This is a genomic window from Shewanella sp. S23-S33 (genome assembly GCF_043359565.1).
In the GTDB taxonomy this organism is placed as follows: domain Bacteria; phylum Pseudomonadota; class Gammaproteobacteria; order Enterobacterales; family Shewanellaceae; genus Shewanella; species Shewanella oncorhynchi.
The window spans coordinates 184,264-202,083 of the sequence record NZ_JBHFFD010000052.1 but is presented as its reverse complement, the minus strand read 5'-3'; the positions used below and the strand labels follow the sequence as shown (position 1 = coordinate 202,083).

General features: G+C 45.8%; 19 protein-coding genes. 14 read left to right on the top strand and 5 right to left on the bottom strand.

All coding sequences use genetic code 11. From position 1 onward, the window contains the following. Positions 1-114 precede the first annotated feature (114 nt). From ACHA99_RS14500 to ACHA99_RS14480, 5 genes are all read left to right on the top strand, one after another. Entirely contained in the window at positions 115-441 is a 327-nt protein-coding gene (locus ACHA99_RS14500; RefSeq protein ID WP_028761704.1) for a winged helix-turn-helix domain-containing protein, read from the top strand. 25 nt (positions 442-466) lie between these two features. Next, complete coding sequence (locus tag ACHA99_RS14495; protein ID WP_173497471.1) at positions 467-805, top strand: carbon starvation protein CstA; 339 nt, start codon at positions 467-469, stop codon at positions 803-805. Positions 806-1,046: 241 nt separating this feature from the next. Next, the gene (locus ACHA99_RS14490; RefSeq protein WP_393943435.1) at positions 1,047-2,333 is read left to right on the top strand and encodes an NCS2 family permease; all 1,287 of its coding nucleotides are present in this window, start codon (positions 1,047-1,049) and stop codon (positions 2,331-2,333) included. Positions 2,334-2,535: 202 nt separating this feature from the next. Further along, a complete protein-coding gene (gene proB / locus ACHA99_RS14485) occupies positions 2,536-3,654 on the top strand; it encodes a glutamate 5-kinase (protein WP_105251651.1) in 1,119 nt (372 codons plus the stop codon). Between the two features lie 12 nt (positions 3,655-3,666). Then, on the top strand, positions 3,667-4,944 hold the full coding sequence (locus tag ACHA99_RS14480) for a glutamate-5-semialdehyde dehydrogenase (RefSeq protein WP_173497472.1): 1,278 nt from the start codon (positions 3,667-3,669) through the stop codon (positions 4,942-4,944). 104 nt (positions 4,945-5,048) lie between these two features. Here ACHA99_RS14480 and ACHA99_RS14475 read toward each other — a convergent pair whose 3' ends face one another. The 3 genes from ACHA99_RS14475 to ACHA99_RS14465 form a co-directional block, all read right to left on the bottom strand. After that, entirely contained in the window at positions 5,049-5,357 is a 309-nt protein-coding gene (locus ACHA99_RS14475; protein ID WP_105251653.1) for a hypothetical protein, read from the bottom strand. 222 nt (positions 5,358-5,579) lie between these two features. Continuing rightward, positions 5,580-6,056 (bottom strand): Cys-tRNA(Pro) deacylase, encoded by a 477-nt coding sequence (gene ybaK, locus ACHA99_RS14470; RefSeq protein ID WP_028759489.1) that lies wholly within the window; start codon positions 6,054-6,056, stop codon positions 5,580-5,582. Between the two features lie 119 nt (positions 6,057-6,175). After that, positions 6,176-7,096: a DMT family transporter gene (locus tag ACHA99_RS14465; protein WP_173243168.1), complete on the bottom strand. Its 921-nt coding sequence runs from the start codon at positions 7,094-7,096 to the stop codon at positions 6,176-6,178. 288 nt (positions 7,097-7,384) lie between these two features. Between ACHA99_RS14465 and dnaK the strand changes: the two genes are divergently transcribed. Both dnaK and dnaJ read left to right on the top strand, forming a co-directional pair. After that, positions 7,385-9,304, top strand: coding sequence for a molecular chaperone DnaK (dnaK, locus tag ACHA99_RS14460; protein WP_105251655.1), 1,920 nt, complete (start codon positions 7,385-7,387; stop codon positions 9,302-9,304). Positions 9,305-9,414: 110 nt separating this feature from the next. Beyond that, a complete protein-coding gene (gene dnaJ, locus ACHA99_RS14455; protein ID WP_393943430.1) occupies positions 9,415-10,551 on the top strand; it encodes a molecular chaperone DnaJ in 1,137 nt (378 codons plus the stop codon). A 64-nt stretch (positions 10,552-10,615) separates the two neighbouring features. Here the strand turns inward: dnaJ and ACHA99_RS14450 are convergent, their stop codons facing one another. Beyond that, positions 10,616-10,765, bottom strand: a complete 150-nt coding sequence (locus ACHA99_RS14450; RefSeq protein ID WP_393943429.1) for a hypothetical protein — start codon at positions 10,763-10,765, stop codon at positions 10,616-10,618. A 220-nt stretch (positions 10,766-10,985) separates the two neighbouring features. On the opposite strand from ACHA99_RS14450, the gene ACHA99_RS14445 reads away from it, so the two are divergent. Genes ACHA99_RS14445 through ACHA99_RS14435 form a run of 3 tightly spaced genes read left to right on the top strand, consistent with a single transcriptional unit; the run spans position 10,986 to position 12,734 of the window. Beyond that, positions 10,986-11,930, top strand: coding sequence for a hypothetical protein (locus ACHA99_RS14445; protein WP_393943427.1), 945 nt, complete (start codon positions 10,986-10,988; stop codon positions 11,928-11,930). Beyond that, positions 11,927-12,280, top strand: a complete 354-nt coding sequence (locus ACHA99_RS14440; protein WP_393943425.1) for an STAS-like domain-containing protein — start codon at positions 11,927-11,929, stop codon at positions 12,278-12,280. Before ACHA99_RS14445 ends, ACHA99_RS14440 begins: the two co-directional genes overlap by 4 nt. 4 nt (positions 12,281-12,284) lie before the next feature. Beyond that, positions 12,285-12,734, top strand: a complete 450-nt coding sequence (locus tag ACHA99_RS14435) for a hypothetical protein (protein WP_393943423.1) — start codon at positions 12,285-12,287, stop codon at positions 12,732-12,734. A gap of 377 nt (positions 12,735-13,111) precedes the next feature. On the opposite strand, the gene ACHA99_RS14430 is transcribed toward ACHA99_RS14435, so the two are convergent. Next, positions 13,112-13,390 (bottom strand): hypothetical protein, encoded by a 279-nt coding sequence (locus ACHA99_RS14430; protein ID WP_006082790.1) that lies wholly within the window; start codon positions 13,388-13,390, stop codon positions 13,112-13,114. A gap of 544 nt (positions 13,391-13,934) precedes the next feature. Between ACHA99_RS14430 and ACHA99_RS14425 the strand changes: the two genes are divergently transcribed. From ACHA99_RS14425 to ACHA99_RS14410, 4 genes are all read left to right on the top strand, one after another. Next, positions 13,935-15,266 (top strand): DEAD/DEAH box helicase, encoded by a 1,332-nt coding sequence (locus ACHA99_RS14425; protein ID WP_393943421.1) that lies wholly within the window; start codon positions 13,935-13,937, stop codon positions 15,264-15,266. Between the two features lie 137 nt (positions 15,267-15,403). After that, complete coding sequence (locus ACHA99_RS14420) at positions 15,404-15,988, top strand: GNAT family N-acetyltransferase (RefSeq protein ID WP_393943419.1); 585 nt, start codon at positions 15,404-15,406, stop codon at positions 15,986-15,988. Positions 15,989-16,137: 149 nt separating this feature from the next. Continuing rightward, positions 16,138-16,947, top strand: a complete 810-nt coding sequence (locus ACHA99_RS14415) for a M48 family metallopeptidase (protein WP_028759303.1) — start codon at positions 16,138-16,140, stop codon at positions 16,945-16,947. A 219-nt stretch (positions 16,948-17,166) separates the two neighbouring features. Then, on the top strand, positions 17,167-17,784 hold the full coding sequence (locus ACHA99_RS14410; RefSeq protein WP_006083907.1) for an FKBP-type peptidyl-prolyl cis-trans isomerase: 618 nt from the start codon (positions 17,167-17,169) through the stop codon (positions 17,782-17,784). Positions 17,785-17,820 lie beyond the last annotated feature (36 nt).

The following is a 17,820-nucleotide window of genomic DNA, read 5'->3' as shown; positions in this document are numbered from 1 at the left end:
GTTATCTGATGATATTGTCGCGAACCGTAAGTATTTAGTATTGGCTATTGCCTTATTGACTGAATATAAAGTAGTTTTGATGATAATTACTTTTGTTTCCAGACAGGTCATCCTATGTCACTTTCAATGCCAGCATCCCAACAGGTTTCAAAGCAAAATAAAGCGTTTCTGCGTAAGTTATATTTGGCGCATTTAATGGATGATGACCGCCATAATCTTTTATCACTCAATAAGTTAACCGGAATGCCTCGCAGAACTTTACAGGATGCTATCGCAGCTTTTGAGGATATAGGTATTCGAGTCGAGTTTGTGCAGGAAGGCAGCCGTAACAATTCAGGTTATTACCGCATAGTCACCTGGGGGCCGATCAGCAGCGCTTGGGTCGATACCCATCTAAGCGAAATCGCTGAGCTGATAGGGTTTTACGAGAAGTCAATTTAAACGCTGTTTGTTACCAAGGACGAATTTGAGAACTCTTCAACTGTTAGGTTTTATTCTTGCCATCGCAGGCGTCATTTTGGGATATATAACGCTAGCATCTATTGACGGTCAAACATCTGAAGCTTCTGCTGGGGCTGCGGGTTTAGGCATGATTTTTATGGTATTACCAACCTTTGGCTGTTCTGCGTTAATGTTGGTACCTTCTTCTTTAACATTATGCAAATCAGAAGTCAGGCTACGTACATATTTTAAAGGGAGTTTTTGGTTGAGTCTGTGGAAATTGAATTTAGTTCTTTCTGCTGTATATATCCTTGTTACTCTTTATGTGGGCTGTTTATGGCTACAAATCAGCATTGGTCGCTAACGAGTGAATCATCTTGTTCATCATGTGTTCATTTTTTATGCTTAACCTTCAACGCGAGTCTCACCCGAGGATATTGCATTCGTTTGCATAGATATTTGAGCATTTTCTCTTCGTTACTCCTTTGCCAATTTTCTGGCCTGACCAGCCTAAACTCCCTATAATCGGCTGCAAATGTCATCACGTTACATAGTGTTCACATCTAAATACCCTACATACTTAAAATAAAAAGGAACCTTGTTCCATGTTAGAAAAACTGTTCAAACTGAAACAAAATCAAACGAGCCTCAAGCAGGAAGCGGTCGCAGGTTTGACAACATTTATGACGATGGCCTACATCATTTTTGTGAACCCAATGATGTTAGCCGATGCGGGCATGGACCATGGTGCTGTATTTGTGGCGACCTGTTTGGCGGCTGTCGGCTGTTTGGTTATGGGGTTGATGGCGAATTATCCAATTGCGCTTGCTCCAGGTATGGGACTTAATGCCTTTTTTACCTACACAGTCGTGGGTGAAATGGGTTACAGCTGGGAGACTGCGTTAGGCGCAGTGTTCCTGTCGGGAATTTGCTTTTTAATCTTATCGTTAGTGCGTATTCGAGAATGGATTGTAAATAGTATTCCCATGTCGTTACGTATCGGTATTGCTGCAGGTATTGGTTTGTTCCTTGCACTGATTGGCCTTAAGAGCGCCGGTATTGTGGTGGCAAGTCCTGCTACGCTAGTGACGCTGGGCGATATCACGGCATTTCCGGCGGTTATGGCTGTGCTGGGCTTTTTCCTCATTATTGCTATGGTGCAGCGGGGAATGAAGTCAGCGGTGATTGCCAGCATTCTGATTATCACTGGCCTAGGATTAGTGTTTGGTGATGTGCAGTATCAGGGCATTGTATCAATGCCCCCTTCAATCGCACCTACATTTATGAAGATGGATTTATCCCAAGTATTTGAAGTAACTATGCTATCAGTCGTTTTTGCTTTCTTATTTGTGGATCTCTTCGATACCTCTGGCACCTTAGTAGCGGTTGCACAGCGCGGTGGTTTTCTCGATGATAAAGGCCGTTTACCACGTCTGAATCGTGCCTTGACCGCTGACAGTTTAGCAACGATTGCGGGGGCGGCTTTTGGCACTTCCACCACGACAAGTTATATCGAAAGCACCGCGGGTGTGAGCGCGGGTGGTCGTACTGGTTTAACGGCCGTTGTGGTGGGATTACTCTTTATTGCTGCGTTATTTTTATCGCCATTGGCGGGGATGATCCCGGCTTATGCGACTGCGGGTACACTGTTTTATGTAGCGATTTTGATGATGTCGGGACTGGTGCATGTCGAATGGGAAGATTTGACTGAAGCCGCGCCTGTGGTGGTTGTGTGTATATTAATGCCGCTAACGTTTTCTATCGCGACGGGCATTGCCTTTGGGATAATCTCATATGCAGCAATCAAATTACTCACAGGTCGCTTTAGCGATCTTAATGTGGGCATTTTAGTATTAGCCGCATTGTTTGTAGCTAAGTTTGTCTATGGTTGATGCTGTCGATTAATTCACCTGCACAGTAAAAACTCGCAGCGTAGATTGTTTACATTTTTTGAGGGCCATCTAATCGATGGCCCTTTTTAATGCGCGATTCTAAGCAAAAACGAAAATTTATCTCGAGTTAATAACTCCTTGCTACCAATTACTCAGCGGATTAGGTATAAGGATTGTTCGGTTATTTTGTTACAAATGAATAATGAACTTAAGTGAGATTGCGTATCGCCGCGTGGTAGTGAAGTTAGGGACGAGTGTGCTGACCTCTGGCAGTAAACAGCTAGATAAAGCCCACATGGTTGAGCTTGCTCGTCAAATGGCCGCACTGATGAAGTCAGGGGTCGAAGTCGTATTATGCACCTCAGGGGCAATTGCCGCTGGGCGTGAACATCTCCAATACCCGACGCTGCCCGACACTATGGCCAATAAGCAATTGTTAGCCGCTGTCGGGCAAAGTCAGTTGATCCTCGCTTGGGCACAACTCTTTAGTATTTATGGGCTGCATGTGGGCCAATTGCTGCTGACCCGTGCCGATTTGCAGGATAGGGAGCGTTACCTTAACGCCCGCGACACGCTCAATGCCTTGTTGGCGAATAATATTGTGCCGATCATCAATGAAAACGATGCCGTTGCCACCAATGAGATCAAAGTGGGCGATAACGACAATTTATCGGCGCGCGCAGCACTCTTATGCGATGCTGACTTATTGATTTTACTGACGGATCAAAAGGGCTTATTCGATGCGGATCCACGCACTAACCCGAACGCTAAGTTAATTTCACAGGTGGTGAAGATTGACGATAGTTTGCGTATGCTGGCGGGCGGTTCTGTATCGGGTTTAGGCACGGGTGGTATGTCGACTAAATTGGAAGCGGCGGATATTGCTCGCCGTGCTGGCATCGAAGTGGTTATCGCCTCTGGCCATCACCCTGATGTGATCAAAAAAGTGGTCGCCAAAGAGTCCGTCGGTACTCACTTTAGTGCCATCGAAAACCCGCTCGAAAGCCGCAAACAGTGGATTCTAGCGGGACCTGCGACTCAAGGTTCTTTAGTGCTTGATGCGGGTGCGGTCAAAGCCGTGACTGACAAAGGCCGCAGTCTATTGTCTAAAGGTATCGTAGGCGTTAAAGGTCAGTTTGAACGTGGTGCGACGCTACAATTAGTTGATCAACAAGGTAAAGTGATTGCTAAAGGGATGACACGATACTGTGGCCAAGCCCTGAGTTTGATTGCGGGTAAGCATTCCGACGAGATCGAGTCTGTACTCGGTTACGATTATGGTGACGCAATAGTGCACCGCAACGACATGGTTGTCTTATAAGCGAGGTCTGTTTTGAGTCAAATGAATCAAGATCAGTATTTACAGCAACTTGGCCAAAATGCCAAACAGGCCAGTTATGCTTTAGCCAATTTAACGGCGAGCCAAAAGGCTGACTTACTCGAAGCTATTGCCGATGCGCTGACGGCAAACTCCGCCGCCATTTTAGCGGCTAATGCTAAAGACGTTGCCGCCGCTAAGAACGATGGATTAACGGAGGCGATGATCGACAGACTGTTGCTCGATGATGCGCGTTTAGCGGGCATTATCGGTGATATCAGCGATGTGATCCGCCTTGCTGATCCCGTGGGCGAAGAGTTTGGCAGCAAGTTATTAGATAACGGTTTAAGGTTGACTCGTCGCCGCGTACCGCTGGGCGTGATTGGGGTTATCTACGAGGCGCGCCCGAATGTGACTGTCGATATCGCGGTACTTGCCCTTAAAACGGGTAATGCGGTGATCCTCCGTGGCGGTAAAGAAACCCTTGAATCGAATAAGCTTATCAGCGAAGTGATCCGCGGCGCGATTGTCGCCCAAGGTTTACCCATAGATGCGGTGCAATTTATTGATTCTTCAGACAGAGCCCTAGTGACAGGTTTACTTAAGCTCGATCAATATGTCGACATGATAGTGCCGCGCGGCGGTCAAGCATTGCAGCGCTTATGTGCCGAGCAAGCGACGATTCCAGTGATTTTAGGCGGCATTGGTATTTGCCACTTGTATGTCGATAAAAATGCCGACCTTAAGCGTGCCTTAGGCGTAATCGCTAATGCGAAAGTGCAGCGTCCAACGGTGTGCAATGCTCTTGATACCTTGCTGGTGGATGAGCGCGTGGCGAGTACCTTTGTACCGCAAATTGCCGAGTATCTGCATCGTCTAGGCGTGCGTTTTTCAGTTTGTGACACAAGTTTTAGTCTGCTGGATGGTTTAGGGTTCGATGTGACGCTTGCTAAGTCTGAGGATTTTGGTATTGAATGGCTGTCGTTAACCTTAGGTATCAAAGTCGTGAGCGATATCGATGCCGCCGTTAGTCATATTCGCCAGTATTCTAGCGGCCATTCGGAGGCCATTTTGACCGATGATATTCATGCAGCGGCGCACTTTATGAATGAAGTGAACTCAGCCGCCGTGTATGTCAATGCCAGTACGCGTTTTACCGATGGCGGTCAGTTTGGTCTTGGCGCTGAAGTGGCGGTGAGCACGCAAAAACTGCACGCCCGCGGTCCAATGGGGCTTGAGGCATTAACCACATATAAGTGGTTAGCTTGGGGTGATTACACCAGTCGTGTTTAGCGGTAAATACCGATAAACCCAAAGCCGTTAACTTACTGCGTTGACGGCTTTTTTGTTTACGGTATCCAACTGAATAGCGACATCAATGTGTTTGGCTAACGAGTTTAGCTGCTTATGGTGAGCGGGGTATAAGTAGCAAGTAACCAGATACAGAAAAATATCGTCGACATAACAACGGTGAATTTACGAAAGGCCTTGATGTATTCCAAGGTATAAATAAAGTACTTTTCTTGTACTCTGCGAGTGAGTAAAACCGAAGGCAGCATAAAACTGCAATAGAGCATGACTACCATAGTGGTAAAACTGTTTCCCCAGAAATGCTCATAAATAAATAAGGCGATGCAGAGTAGCATGGCGCACCAACTGATAGGGCTGATGCTATTTTCTGGATTCCATTGGGTTGATTTTTCCATCTGACTATCCTTAGTCGATTTGTACCTCAGTACAATTTATAGACGGATATCTCGGCTTTATCAAACGCTTTCCACTTTAGACTCAGTACGCTGGCAGTTTGTTGTCGTTTGAGCCTTGTTTACCATTTATCCAATATGAGCGCGTACAACTTAAAGTGAATTGCTTACTTAACGTCGAATGACTTGTGCTTAATGTGGCCTGGATAGCTTAAAGCATCTAGCTTAAAGTGTCTTGATATCGGCAAATTCGCCTTTGCAAAGCAGGGCTAAGTCTGTGGCCGCTAAGCTTATCTCTAAACCGCGTCTGCCCGCGCTGACATAGATTCTATCGAAACCTTGAGCGCTGGCATCAATCAAGGTTGGCAATTGTTTCTTTTGCGCTAAGGGACTAATACCGCCAACCAGATAGCCTGAGGATTTTTGTGCTAGGTCGGCATCGGCCATTTGTAGTTTCTTTTGTCTTAAGCATTTAGCTACGGCTTTTAGATTAAGCTGATGATCGACGGGCACGAGCGCAACGGCAATCGGCGCATGGGCTTTGTCGATGGCAACTAAAAGGGTTTTAAATACTTGCGCGGGTTCAAGCCCTAGGGTGTTAGCGGCTTCTTCGCCGTAGGCGGCGCAGTGTGGATCGTGGCTGTACTCTAAGATATCAAACGCAATCTTGGCTTTTTTCGCCAATCTGACGGCCGGGGTCATTTTATACTCCTTCACAAAATGGAGGATATTAGCGCTTAATCTTGGCTTAAAATGTTAGCCAGCTCTTTTAATTGGTTCATTGCCGTGAGCTAACATTATTTAAGGCTGTTACTCAACGATTATTCCGCTAGCTTTGTGCTTATCTTGTTTTTACGCTCTAAATAACGGGGCAGAAGTTGCTGCAACATCATCCCCGATAAAATAAAGGCTAGGCCGAGATAGGTTGCCATCGCAATCGTTTCCTGCAAAATCCACGCGATAAAACCAATCGACATCACTGGGGATAAAAACACCATAGTGCTGATGTTCGCGGTGCGAGTGGCTGTTTTCAGCGCCATTAACCAGAGCACGAAGGTAATGCCCATCTCAAATAAGCCCACATACATACCTGCAAATATCGCCTTAATACTAAAACTGGGCAGGGTATCTGTCAGCACTAAGGTGACGGCAATAAAAGGTAAGCCGATAAGAAAACTCAATAATAAACTGACCACAGGATCGCCTTGATCTTTAGTGTTGACGATCCAATATAGGCACCAGAGTAAAGTGCTGGTGAGAGCAAGACCGATACCGAGTGGGCTATCAAAACTAAAGCCGCTGATATCGCCGCCGGTAGCAATGATAAACACGCCTGTATAGGCAATCAGCGCCGCAGCTATATCGCTCTTACGCAAATGTTGCTTTAACAAAGGCGCGGCAAGTAACGGCAGTAATACCGCCCAAGTGTAATTAAGTGACAACGCTTGCTGCGCTGGCAGTAAGGAATACGCTTTAAATAGCACGACATAGTAAAGGAAGGGATTGATGAGTCCAGTCACCAGATAAAACATGGGGCGGCGTAAAAACTGTTGCTTGAGTAAGGAAAGCTTTTTTTGCCAAGCAAGGATTCCGGCAAGGGCAATAATCGAAGTGAGTACGGCAACAAACACCAGTTGCAGCGGTGTGTAGTAACTCAAGGCAATCTTAAAGGCCGTGGCCACTGTCGACCAGAGAAAGATCGCCGCCATGCCATACACGTACGCTAAATTCGAAGACTTCACTCTGCTACCTTACGAGGATAAACATCCGCCAAATGTGGGCAGATTGAATAACAGCTTTGGTTGATAAGCAAGACTATTTTATGTGATTGGATATTTTATCCCGCTGTAGATGCGAGAAAGATAAATCAGAAAATTTTTTTGTTCGCCCTTGTAATTAAATTCCCTGTCCCAATATAGGTATCAAGGCAGAGAAGGTGGCCAACGATGGACTTGATATTTAAACCGTCTAGCCCCATATCAAAACCAACTAAACAAATTTAGATTGAATGAAATTTTTCGGAGGACCTCATGGGTAAAATTATTGGTATCGACTTAGGCACAACAAACTCTTGTGTAGCTGTCCTCGATGGTGGCAAAGCACGTGTGTTAGAAAACGCTGAAGGCGATCGCACAACCCCGTCAATCATCGCTTATACAGATGATGAAACCATTGTCGGTTCGCCAGCAAAACGTCAAGCTGTGACTAACCCGACTAACACATTCTTCGCGATTAAGCGTTTGATTGGTCGTCGCTTTAAAGATGACGAAGTCCAACGTGACGTGAACATCATGCCATTCAAAATCATTGCAGCCGACAACGGTGATGCATGGGTTGAATCGCGTGGCAACAAGATGGCTCCACCACAAGTTTCTGCAGAAATCTTGAAAAAGATGAAGAAAACCGCAGAAGACTTTTTAGGTGAAGAAGTAACAGAAGCGGTTATTACTGTTCCTGCTTACTTTAACGATTCACAACGTCAAGCGACTAAAGATGCGGGTCGTATCGCAGGTCTTGATGTTAAACGTATTATCAACGAACCAACGGCTGCAGCATTAGCCTACGGTATCGATAAGAAACAAGGCGACAACATTGTTGCAGTATACGATTTAGGTGGTGGTACATTCGATATCTCTATCATCGAAATCGACAGCAACGATGGCGACCAAACATTTGAAGTGTTGGCAACCAACGGTGACACCCACTTAGGTGGTGAAGACTTTGACAACCGTTTGATCAACTACTTAGCTGACGAATTCAAGAAAGAGCAAGGCTTAGATCTGCGTAAAGATCCATTAGCAATGCAACGTCTGAAAGAAGCAGCAGAAAAAGCGAAAATTGAACTTTCAAGCACCAACCACACTGAAGTGAACCTGCCATACATCACGGCAGACGCAACAGGTCCTAAGCATTTAGTGATTAAAATCACTCGTGCTAAATTGGAATCACTGGTTGAAGACTTGATTATCCGTACATTAGAGCCACTAAAAGTTGCCCTGGCTGATGCAGATTTATCTGTAACAGACATCAACGAAGTGATTCTAGTGGGTGGTCAAACACGTATGCCTAAGGTTCAAGAAGCAGTGACAAACTTCTTCGGCAAAGAACCTCGTAAAGACGTGAACCCAGACGAAGCGGTAGCCGTAGGTGCTGCAATTCAAGCGGGCGTACTGTCAGGCGACGTGAAAGACGTATTACTGTTAGACGTAACACCACTGTCTCTGGGTATCGAAACCATGGGCAGCGTGATGACTAAGTTGATTGAAAAGAACACTACTATTCCTACTAAGGCGCAGCAAGTGTTCTCAACAGCCGATGACAACCAAAACGCAGTGACGATTCACGTACTGCAAGGTGAGCGTAAGCAAGCGAGCGCGAACAAGTCATTAGGCCAGTTCAACTTAGACGGTATTGAGCCAGCTCCACGTGGCCAGCCACAAATTGAAGTGATGTTCGACATCGATGCCGACGGTATTCTGCATGTGTCTGCGACAGACAAGAAAACCGGCAAGAAACAAAACATCACCATCAAAGCTTCTTCTGGCTTAAGCGAAGAAGAAGTGGCGCAAATGGTACGTGATGCCGAAGCTCACGCAGATGAAGACAAGAAGTTTGAAGAGTTAGTGCAAGCACGCAACCAAGCTGACGGCTTAGTCCACGCGACTAAGAAACAAGTGGAAGAAGCGGGTGATGCATTGCCAAGCGAAGACAAAGAGAAAATCCAAGCTGCTATGGCCGCTGTTGACACTGCCAGCAAAGGCAATGACAAAGAAGCCATTGAAAAGGCAACTCAAAACTTGATCGAAGCATCTGCTAAGCTGATGGAAATCGCTCAAGCTAAGTCTCAAGCTCAAGGCGGCGACAATGCCGACGCGGGCAAACAGGCTAACGCTGCTGCCGATGACGTTGTCGATGCTGAATTCGAAGAAGTGAAAGACGACAAGAAATAATGACTTGTTTTCAATCAAATAGATTGATTTCAAAGCGTTAATTTCTAGGCGGGCGTTACGGGGCAACCCTAACGCCCGTTTGTTCAACACCAGCTGAGAAGCATGAGATTATGTCAAAGCGAGATTATTACGAAGTATTAGGTGTCAGTCGTGACACCAGCGAACGTGAAATTAAAAAGGCCTACAAACGTCTGGCCATGAAATTTCACCCAGATCGCAACCCAGGCGACAAAACCGCAGAAGCTAACTTTAAAGAAATTAAAGAAGCCTACGAGATCCTAACCGACGCCGACAAAAAAGCGGCCTACGACCAATTTGGTCATGCGGGTGTGGATCCTAATCGCGGTGGCGGTGGTTACGGTGGTGGTCAAGGCGATTTCGGTGATATTTTCGGTGATGTCTTTGGCGATATTTTCGGCGGTGGACGTCGTGGTGGCGGTCAACGCAAAGCGGCCCGCGGCTCAGATTTACGTTACAACCTAGAGTTATCACTGGAAGAAGCCGTTAAAGGCTTAACCAAAGAACTGCGTATCCCAACACTGGCGACTTGCGATCTATGTGAAGGCAGCGGCGCTAAAAAAGGCACCTCTGCAACCACTTGTGGCACCTGTCATGGTCAAGGCCAAGTCCAAATGCGCCAAGGTTTCTTTGCGGTGCAACAGCCTTGTCCAACCTGTCATGGCCGCGGCAAGATCATCAAAGATCCTTGCACTAAGTGTCATGGCGATGGCCGTGTTGAAAAGAGCAAAACCTTATCGGTTAAAATCCCCGCCGGCGTTGATACGGGCGACCGTATTCGTTTAGCGGGTGAAGGCGAAGCGGGTGAGTTTGGCGCGCCTCCAGGGGATTTATACGTTCAGGTCAGTGTGCGTGAGCATGCGATTTTCGTCCGTGATGGCAATAACCTTTACTGCGAAGTGCCGATATCCTTCAGTAAAGCGGCCCTAGGCGGTGAGATTGAAGTGCCAACACTGGATGGTAAAGTCAGCCTGAAGATCCCAGCCGAAACGCAAACGGGCCGTATGTTCCGTTTACGTGGCAAAGGCGTCAAGTCGGTTCGCAGCCATGCGGTAGGCGACTTGCTCTGCAAAGTGGTTATGGAAACCCCAGTTAACTTAAACGATCGTCAAAAAGAACTGTTACGCGAATTTGAAGCCACCTTAACTGGTGAGTCGAAAAAACACAGCCCAAAGGCTGAGGGCTTTTTCGATGGCGTGAAAAAGTTCTTTCAAGATCTGAATAGCTAACTTGGTTTCGCTGCTAATGATATTAGTAGCGCGATAGATGAATAAAGCCCCGCAGTGTTTAGCACTAGCGGGGCTTTTTTATGTTCGATTGAATGCTCAGATTTTGAGGAGTAGTGTGCAGTAACTGATTAAGCACTGTCATTCCAGTGACTCGCCATGAACTCGTCCCTGAGGGCTCGACGACGGCATCCATGCCGCCAACGGTCACTTCCATGACAGTGCTTAATTCCTATTAAGTCCTTCGTATATTTGATAATCCGTAAGATTGCAGATTTTCATTCGCCGTACGTAACTTCGATGTGATCGTAAATTTTAGTTGTCTTGGATTTTGTTCTAAAAAATTAATTAATTTATAAGTTATTGTTATAACTGTTTTTTCGAGTTAGTATGATATGGATTAAGTAAGAGTAATACTCTAGTGAGACTAATCTACAATGGCTGATAGGTTATCCAAATTCCGTAGACGGCTTGATAAAGAGCTTAAAATTCGCAAGAACGAAGATTACATTAGTTTAAGGATTAATTCTAAACTATGTATCTATCAAAGTAGAGACAGAGATTACACGCTGAATGTTATGAAAAATATTAGCGGTTTTGCTGTAGGGGAGAGGATTCCTGTTCACATTGATTTAAGGAATTGCCCAGGCGTAACAGCGGCAGCAATGGTTATGCTATTTGCTGAGGTGACTAGAGCCAAGCTAGTCACTGGCGTTGACAGTATTGTAAAAGTATTTCTTCCGCCTTTGGATTCTCCTATACGCTCTTTATTCCAGAGATCAGGTTGGGAAAGTGCTTTGCTGATTGAGCATTCCAAACTTCAAAATCTTGTCCGTGAAAACCAACTCTTTCAGTCAAACAGTAACCCTAATGAAGCAACCGAAGCAGTATATAGATTATTGACTTCACATGGCATAAATCTGGACACCCCCGAAGTAAAGATATTTACAAAAGGGGTCAGTGAAGCGATGCTAAATGTAATAAATCACGCATATGATCATGAGGAGTTTCCCTTAGAAGGTATTGGCAGGCGGTGGTGGCAAGCTTGCTTTGTAAAAGAGTCTGCTGATGCAAAAAAAATGGTATTTATCATTTATGACTTAGGTCAAGGTATCTTATCTTCGCTAGAAAGAGAAAATGAGGAAACTCCGACAGAACATATTTTTCGTGCAATGCGATATGGAGTCACTCGTACAGGTGACCCCAAGAGAGGAAAAGGCACTAAAGATATCGAGGATGCTGCACAAATAAGAGAAGGATCAATCCTACTTGTTGGATCAAATGATGTATCGTACATTAAATTGAAAGATGGGAGAATAAAGGTCGAACAGGGACTCCTCCCATTCTTTGGCACTATAGTCGAATGGCAGATTAATCTATGATGAGTATCAATGTGATGGAACTAAAAATTGACGTAGCGACTAGGTTTTCTCCTTTTCCTTTTGGTCGTATCAGTCCAAGAGATGGCGACTTTACTGGAGAAAAATTTAGAGATGAAATATTAAAACCAGAATTAGATAAGCTAGGTGAAGACGATAAGTTAATCATCGACTTAAGTGGTGTGCTAGTTGGAATAGGTTCATCATTCTTGTCAGAAGCTTTTGGTGGTGCAATAGAAAAAGGCTATATAAGTCAATCTCGTTTACTAAGTGCTCTAGTTGTAGTGAGTGACGATGAGTTACACGAACCTGCTATAAAGAAATATATATTAGAAGCAAAAGAACCAGAGTAATTACATGATAATCGAAAATATTGGGAGTACTTTCGTTCCATTTTCAATTGCTTGTATTGGTTGGTTTATTCTTCATTGGAGAACAAATAGAACATCAAAACGAAGTGAAACATTTTCAATGCTGTCGTCCGCATTTGGTGTCTTAGAACAATTAGAAAAACTTTCAGAAGAACACTTGAAAAACATAAACAAAAAGCTCGATGCAGAAGAATATTTGCTTATTAGACAGGTCTTTAGCGCACAAATCTTAGCAAAAGCAAAATTTTTTAGATCAAAAGTGGAATATCTTGAAAAGCGTGGAATTACTTTAACAGAAGCTAAACATATAGAACTACGTGATAGTTTAACAATGTCGGACTTTTCAACAATTCAAGAGTATCAACGACTTTTGAACTTAACTAGTGATATAAGATATGAGCTTTATAAGTCCTTTCATATGGTTTATCCAGCATAAGAGTATATAAAGCAACATTTTGAATCGGTTGAGCTCTTTCAACGTACGGAGATAAAAATGCCGTGGCGACATCATGGATGATGGCGCAGGCTCGGGGCACATGGATGTGTCATCTGAGCCGTTAGGCGATTTTTGTTGGAGTATGAGACAGGTAACTCATGCATGTAACTTCGCTAGGGTGAGTGCTGCGTAGCAGCGTTTCGAACGAGAGCCAGGGATGGCGAACTGGCAGTTAGACATGGAGGTTGTTCGTTAAGGGAGCATCCAAGGAGGATAGGACGAGCAGTCCTCCTTGGTCGGGTGTGGGGTGAAGCCCCACGACGTTGATGTGGATTTTGATTTGAAAATCCAAACGAAGTTTGGAAACCTAAGAGTTTTTACTCTTCTGGAACAGTAAATGCGGCTTCGGCTTTCTCTAACTCTTGCTCGGTTTTCAGTTGAAACGCTTGTTGCTTTTTAAGCTTGGCTTCTTCTTCAAGTGCGGCTTCTCTTTGTTTAAATTCGTGTCTCTCTGGTTTAGTCAGAAACTTAAACGCGAGCTTGTTGCCCAGTACGTAGGCGACCACGTCTTCACCTTTTGTGCGGCGTTCATCGACACGTTGTGAAAAACGGGCGTTATCGCGGGCTTTACGTTCTTCGGCATTTAACTTACTCATAATCTGTTCTCCTCATTTAATTAATCACGGTAGTGTTCCACTACGTTCAGTTAAACAAATGAGTTGTGTTGCACATTCATAAAGCTGATTGGGCGGGATTCTACCATAAGCGCTCACGAAAGCTGTGGGATTAAAATCTACCATCCCATCACCTGCGTTAACTTTGCGCACATAAGAAAGATGCAGCTGGAGTCTCTTTTTAGATAAACCACGAACACCGAAGCGACAGTAATTCACCTATTGCTGCGAACTGGCCGTTAGACATGAACCTTGTCGGCAGGGGAGATCCAAGAGGAGATTGCAGTTGATTCTCTTTAGGTCGGCTATTGATTTGACCTTTGGTTTAGAAATTCAAACGAAGTTTAAAATTTAGACTTTCTTAGCAGCGTAACGCAAATGCCGTAACTGTATCGTTGCAAACCGTACCGTTGTAATGAGTACCGTTGCAAACTGTACCAAGGCTTGGGTAAAAGCCGAAACAACATTGGTATTCAAAGGCAACTCTCAGTAAACTTTCGCTCCCATGTTTTGATCCGGTGCTGTGATGTCCTTTCCCGAGCTTTCTTCTTCCCCTGAGTCGTTAACTTTTGCTGAGCTTGGCTTAAATTCGGCGTTACTTAAGGCCTTGCCTGCAAGTCTTAAACATCCGACAAAGGTGCAGCAATTGGCGATTCCGGCCATTCTTGCAGGACGGGATTTGTTAGCCTTAGCACAAACCGGTAGCGGAAAAACCTTAGCCTTTGGTTTGCCACTCCTACAACAAATTTTGTTGCAACAGCAAACACAGTTGCAGGGCACTAAGTCTGTACAGCCCCCAAATGCACTGGCGTTAGTGCTGGTGCCTACACGGGAATTAGCGCTGCAAGTGACTGAGGCGCTGCAAACAGTGGCAAGTCAGTTATCGACTTCGTTGAACATTCAGCTTCTGTGTGGCGGGGTCGCGCTGGAAGACCAATTAGCCGAACTTGCAGCCAAGCCGCAGGTTTTAGTGGCAACCCCAGGACGTTTACTGGACTTATGCAAACAGTCCCACATCAGCCTCGATTCGATAAAACATCTTGTACTGGATGAGGCTGACCGCTTGTTGGAAATGGGGTTTTGGCCTGATGTGCAAAAGCTGATGGCATTTATGCCTAAGCTTAAGCAAACCTTGTTGTTTTCCGCTACGCTGCCCGAGACTTTGGATACATTGGCGGGCAAACTGCTGGTGAATAAGCCGCTACGGGTCGAAGCTCACAAGGTGAATTCAGTGGCTGGTGAAATCGAAGAACAACTCTATTTAGTCAACAAGGGTAGCAAAGCACAGGCATTGATTGCGCTGTTAAAACAATATCAATGGCCGCAGGTGTTGGTGTTTATCAGCGCCCGTGATGATGCCGATGCCGTCGCTAAACGACTCGCCAAAGCGGGGATGAAAGTCGCCGCGCTGCACGGTGAAAAAGAGCAAACCGTTCGCAGCCAAACCTTGGCCGACTTTAAAGCCAATCGGATCCAAATATTAGTGGCGACAGATTTGATGGCGCGCGGCATTCATGTTGATGCCTTGCCTGTGGTCATCAATTTGGATTTGCCCATGAGTGCGCCTGTGTACGTGCACCGCATTGGCCGCACCGCGCGCGCTGGCGAAAAAGGGCTGGCGATTTCCCTCGTGTGCCACGGTGAAATGGCAACTTTAACGGCGATCCGCAGTTTAACTGCGCGGGAGTTACCGCTGGCATTATTGGCTGACTTTCCGGTAACGGATAAGCCGAGTGAAAAAATCACTGATGGCGCCACTGAGGGAAAAGTTGAGCGTAAGCGACCACCACGGGATAAACAGGCGAATCGCCGTAGCATCAATAAGCACAGCGCCAAAGAGTTTAAAGGTAAGCGCTGAGCTTGAAGCTATTCATAGCGTTCAAGTTTGGCGTGCCACAATCACTAAACAGATAACAGAATAAAGCGCATTGGCCGCTGTTATCACTTTCGCTCTGGGTGTAACTTAGTGACTTATTTACATTAAGGAGCTAAGTCATGGGATCGACATTGGCGTTAAGCAAAGCACTTCATAAAGTGGTGAATAACGGTTTGACGACCGAGCACTTTGTACTTAGGCCATTCCAGCGAGCGGATCTTGAGGCTTTTACCGCCTATCGAGCCGACCCTAAGGTCGCCAAATATCAAAGCTGGACGGATTACAGCTATAGCGATGCACTCGCGTTGTTCGAGAAGATGGATTATGCACAATTTGGTGCGGTTGATACTTGGTTTCAGCTTGCAATTGTCACTGTCACGTTAGGAACAAGACCGACCCAATTAGTTGGCGATCTGGCGCTGCACTTTATTGATGAGCAGCAGGTGGAAATTGGCTTTACGATTGCGCCTGAACATCAAGGTAAACGTGTTGCTTTTGAGGCCGTCAGCGCATTGCTGGATTACCTCTTTATTGAATTGCATCAGCATAGAGTTATTGCCATCACCGATGCACAAAATCTTGCCTGCTGTCGCTTACTCGAAAAACTCCGCTTTAGGCGCGAAGCCCATTATGTGAAAAACATCTTCTTTAAAGGCGCGTGGGGCGATGAGTTCGTCTATGCCTTGTTAAAGGAGGAGTATTAATTCCTTTTAGGTGCAACGTATCGCTAACGCGCGCCGCCAGTGTTTCTCTATTTGGCTTATCTTGTCTATCTCAGTAAAATCTTTCTATTAGTTGAGCCCCTGTTGGCTCAAAGATCTTCACGCCCGTCATGGGATTTAAGGAGTGCCACATGAAATCAATGCGTTTAGGCTTAGTGGGTATGGCGGTCGCGCTCGGATTATCGGCCTGTGCGACCACGCAATCGCCAACGGGGCGAGGGCAGACCTTGTTGTATTCAGCGGCGCAAATGCAGCAGATGGGCGATTCCTCCTTCGAGGAAATGAAAAAACAGCAAAAAGTGAGTAGTGATAAAAAGCTGACACAATACGTCAATTGTGTCGCTAATCGTATTACCGCAGTGCTGCCGGACCAAACCCAGCGCTGGGATGTGGTTTTGTTTGACTCTGAACAAGTTAACGCTTTTGCTCTGCCGGGTGGGCATATTGGGGTTTATACCGGATTGCTTAAGGTCGCTAAGGGGCCAGATCAGCTTGCTACTGTGCTCGGTCACGAAGTCGCGCATGTGTTGGCGCAACATGGTAACGAGCAGGTTTCCCGTGGACAGTTAACGGGCGTTGGAATGCAGATTGCCGATGCAGCGCTAGGGGCGAGTGGTGTGTCGAATCGCGACTTATATATGTCGGCATTGGGACTCGGTGCTCAGGTAGGGGTTATTCTGCCCTTTGGCCGCGCCCAAGAGAGCGAAGCCGATATCATGGGCGTAGAGCTAATGGCTCGAGCGGGTTTCAATCCGGCTCAGAGTGTTGAGTTATGGCAGAATATGTCGAAGGTGGGCGGTAGCCAAGGGCCGGAATTATTATCGACCCATCCATCGAACAGTAATCGTATCGCTCAGCTACAACAATTGCAGGCACAGATGCAGCCACTTTATGCCAGTGCTAAAGCGCAGGTGAAGAATCAATGTGTGGCGCCGAAATAAGCTGAAGTCTATTTAAGATCTAAGTGCCCGTTTGGTGAGTGTTCGCTGTCGTTTGTGGAGAGATACGTGTCCTTAACCTATTTATGCTTTTGGATAAATACGCAATAAGTGTGTAAAAAAGCCTCCTTAGTTAAATAAGCAGTCAGTTTATCAGCATAGCTCGCTGAACTATGGTAAACTGGCGCGCAAAATTCCACTGATAATTGAGAGTCGTTAATTATGTCTGATAAATTCAGTACTGTTGAACAGCAAGCAAGCTACGGTGTAGGCCGTCAAATGGGTGAGCAACTGGCTGCCAATTCTTTTGATGGTGTGGATATTCCAGCCGTTCAAGCGGGTTTAGCCGATGCGTTTGCCGGTTTAGAAAGTGCTGTGTCTATGCAAGATCTGCAAGTTGCTTTCACTGAAATTAGCGGTCGTATTCAAGCTGCTCAAGAGCAAGCTGCTGCTGCTGCGTCTGCTGAAGGCGATGCCTTCTTAGCTGAAAATGCTAAGCGTGATGGCGTGACTGTGACTGACTCTGGTCTGCAGTTCGAAGTATTAGTCCAAGGTGACGGTGCTACTCCAACTTACGAAGATACTGTTCGTACTCACTACCATGGTTCTTTCATCAATGGTGATGTGTTCGACAGCTCTGTAGTTCGTGGTCAACCTGCTGAGTTCCCAGTTTCTGGCGTTATCGCTGGCTGGACTGAAGCACTGCAACTGATGCCAGTAGGCACTAAGTTGAAATTATTTGTGCCACATCACTTAGCTTACGGTGAGCGCGGCGCGGGGGCATCGATTCCTCCTTATTCAACTTTGGTATTCGAAGTTGAATTATTAGATATCATCTAATATTGAAAAAACGCCTAAGCCTGTCTTAGGCGTTTT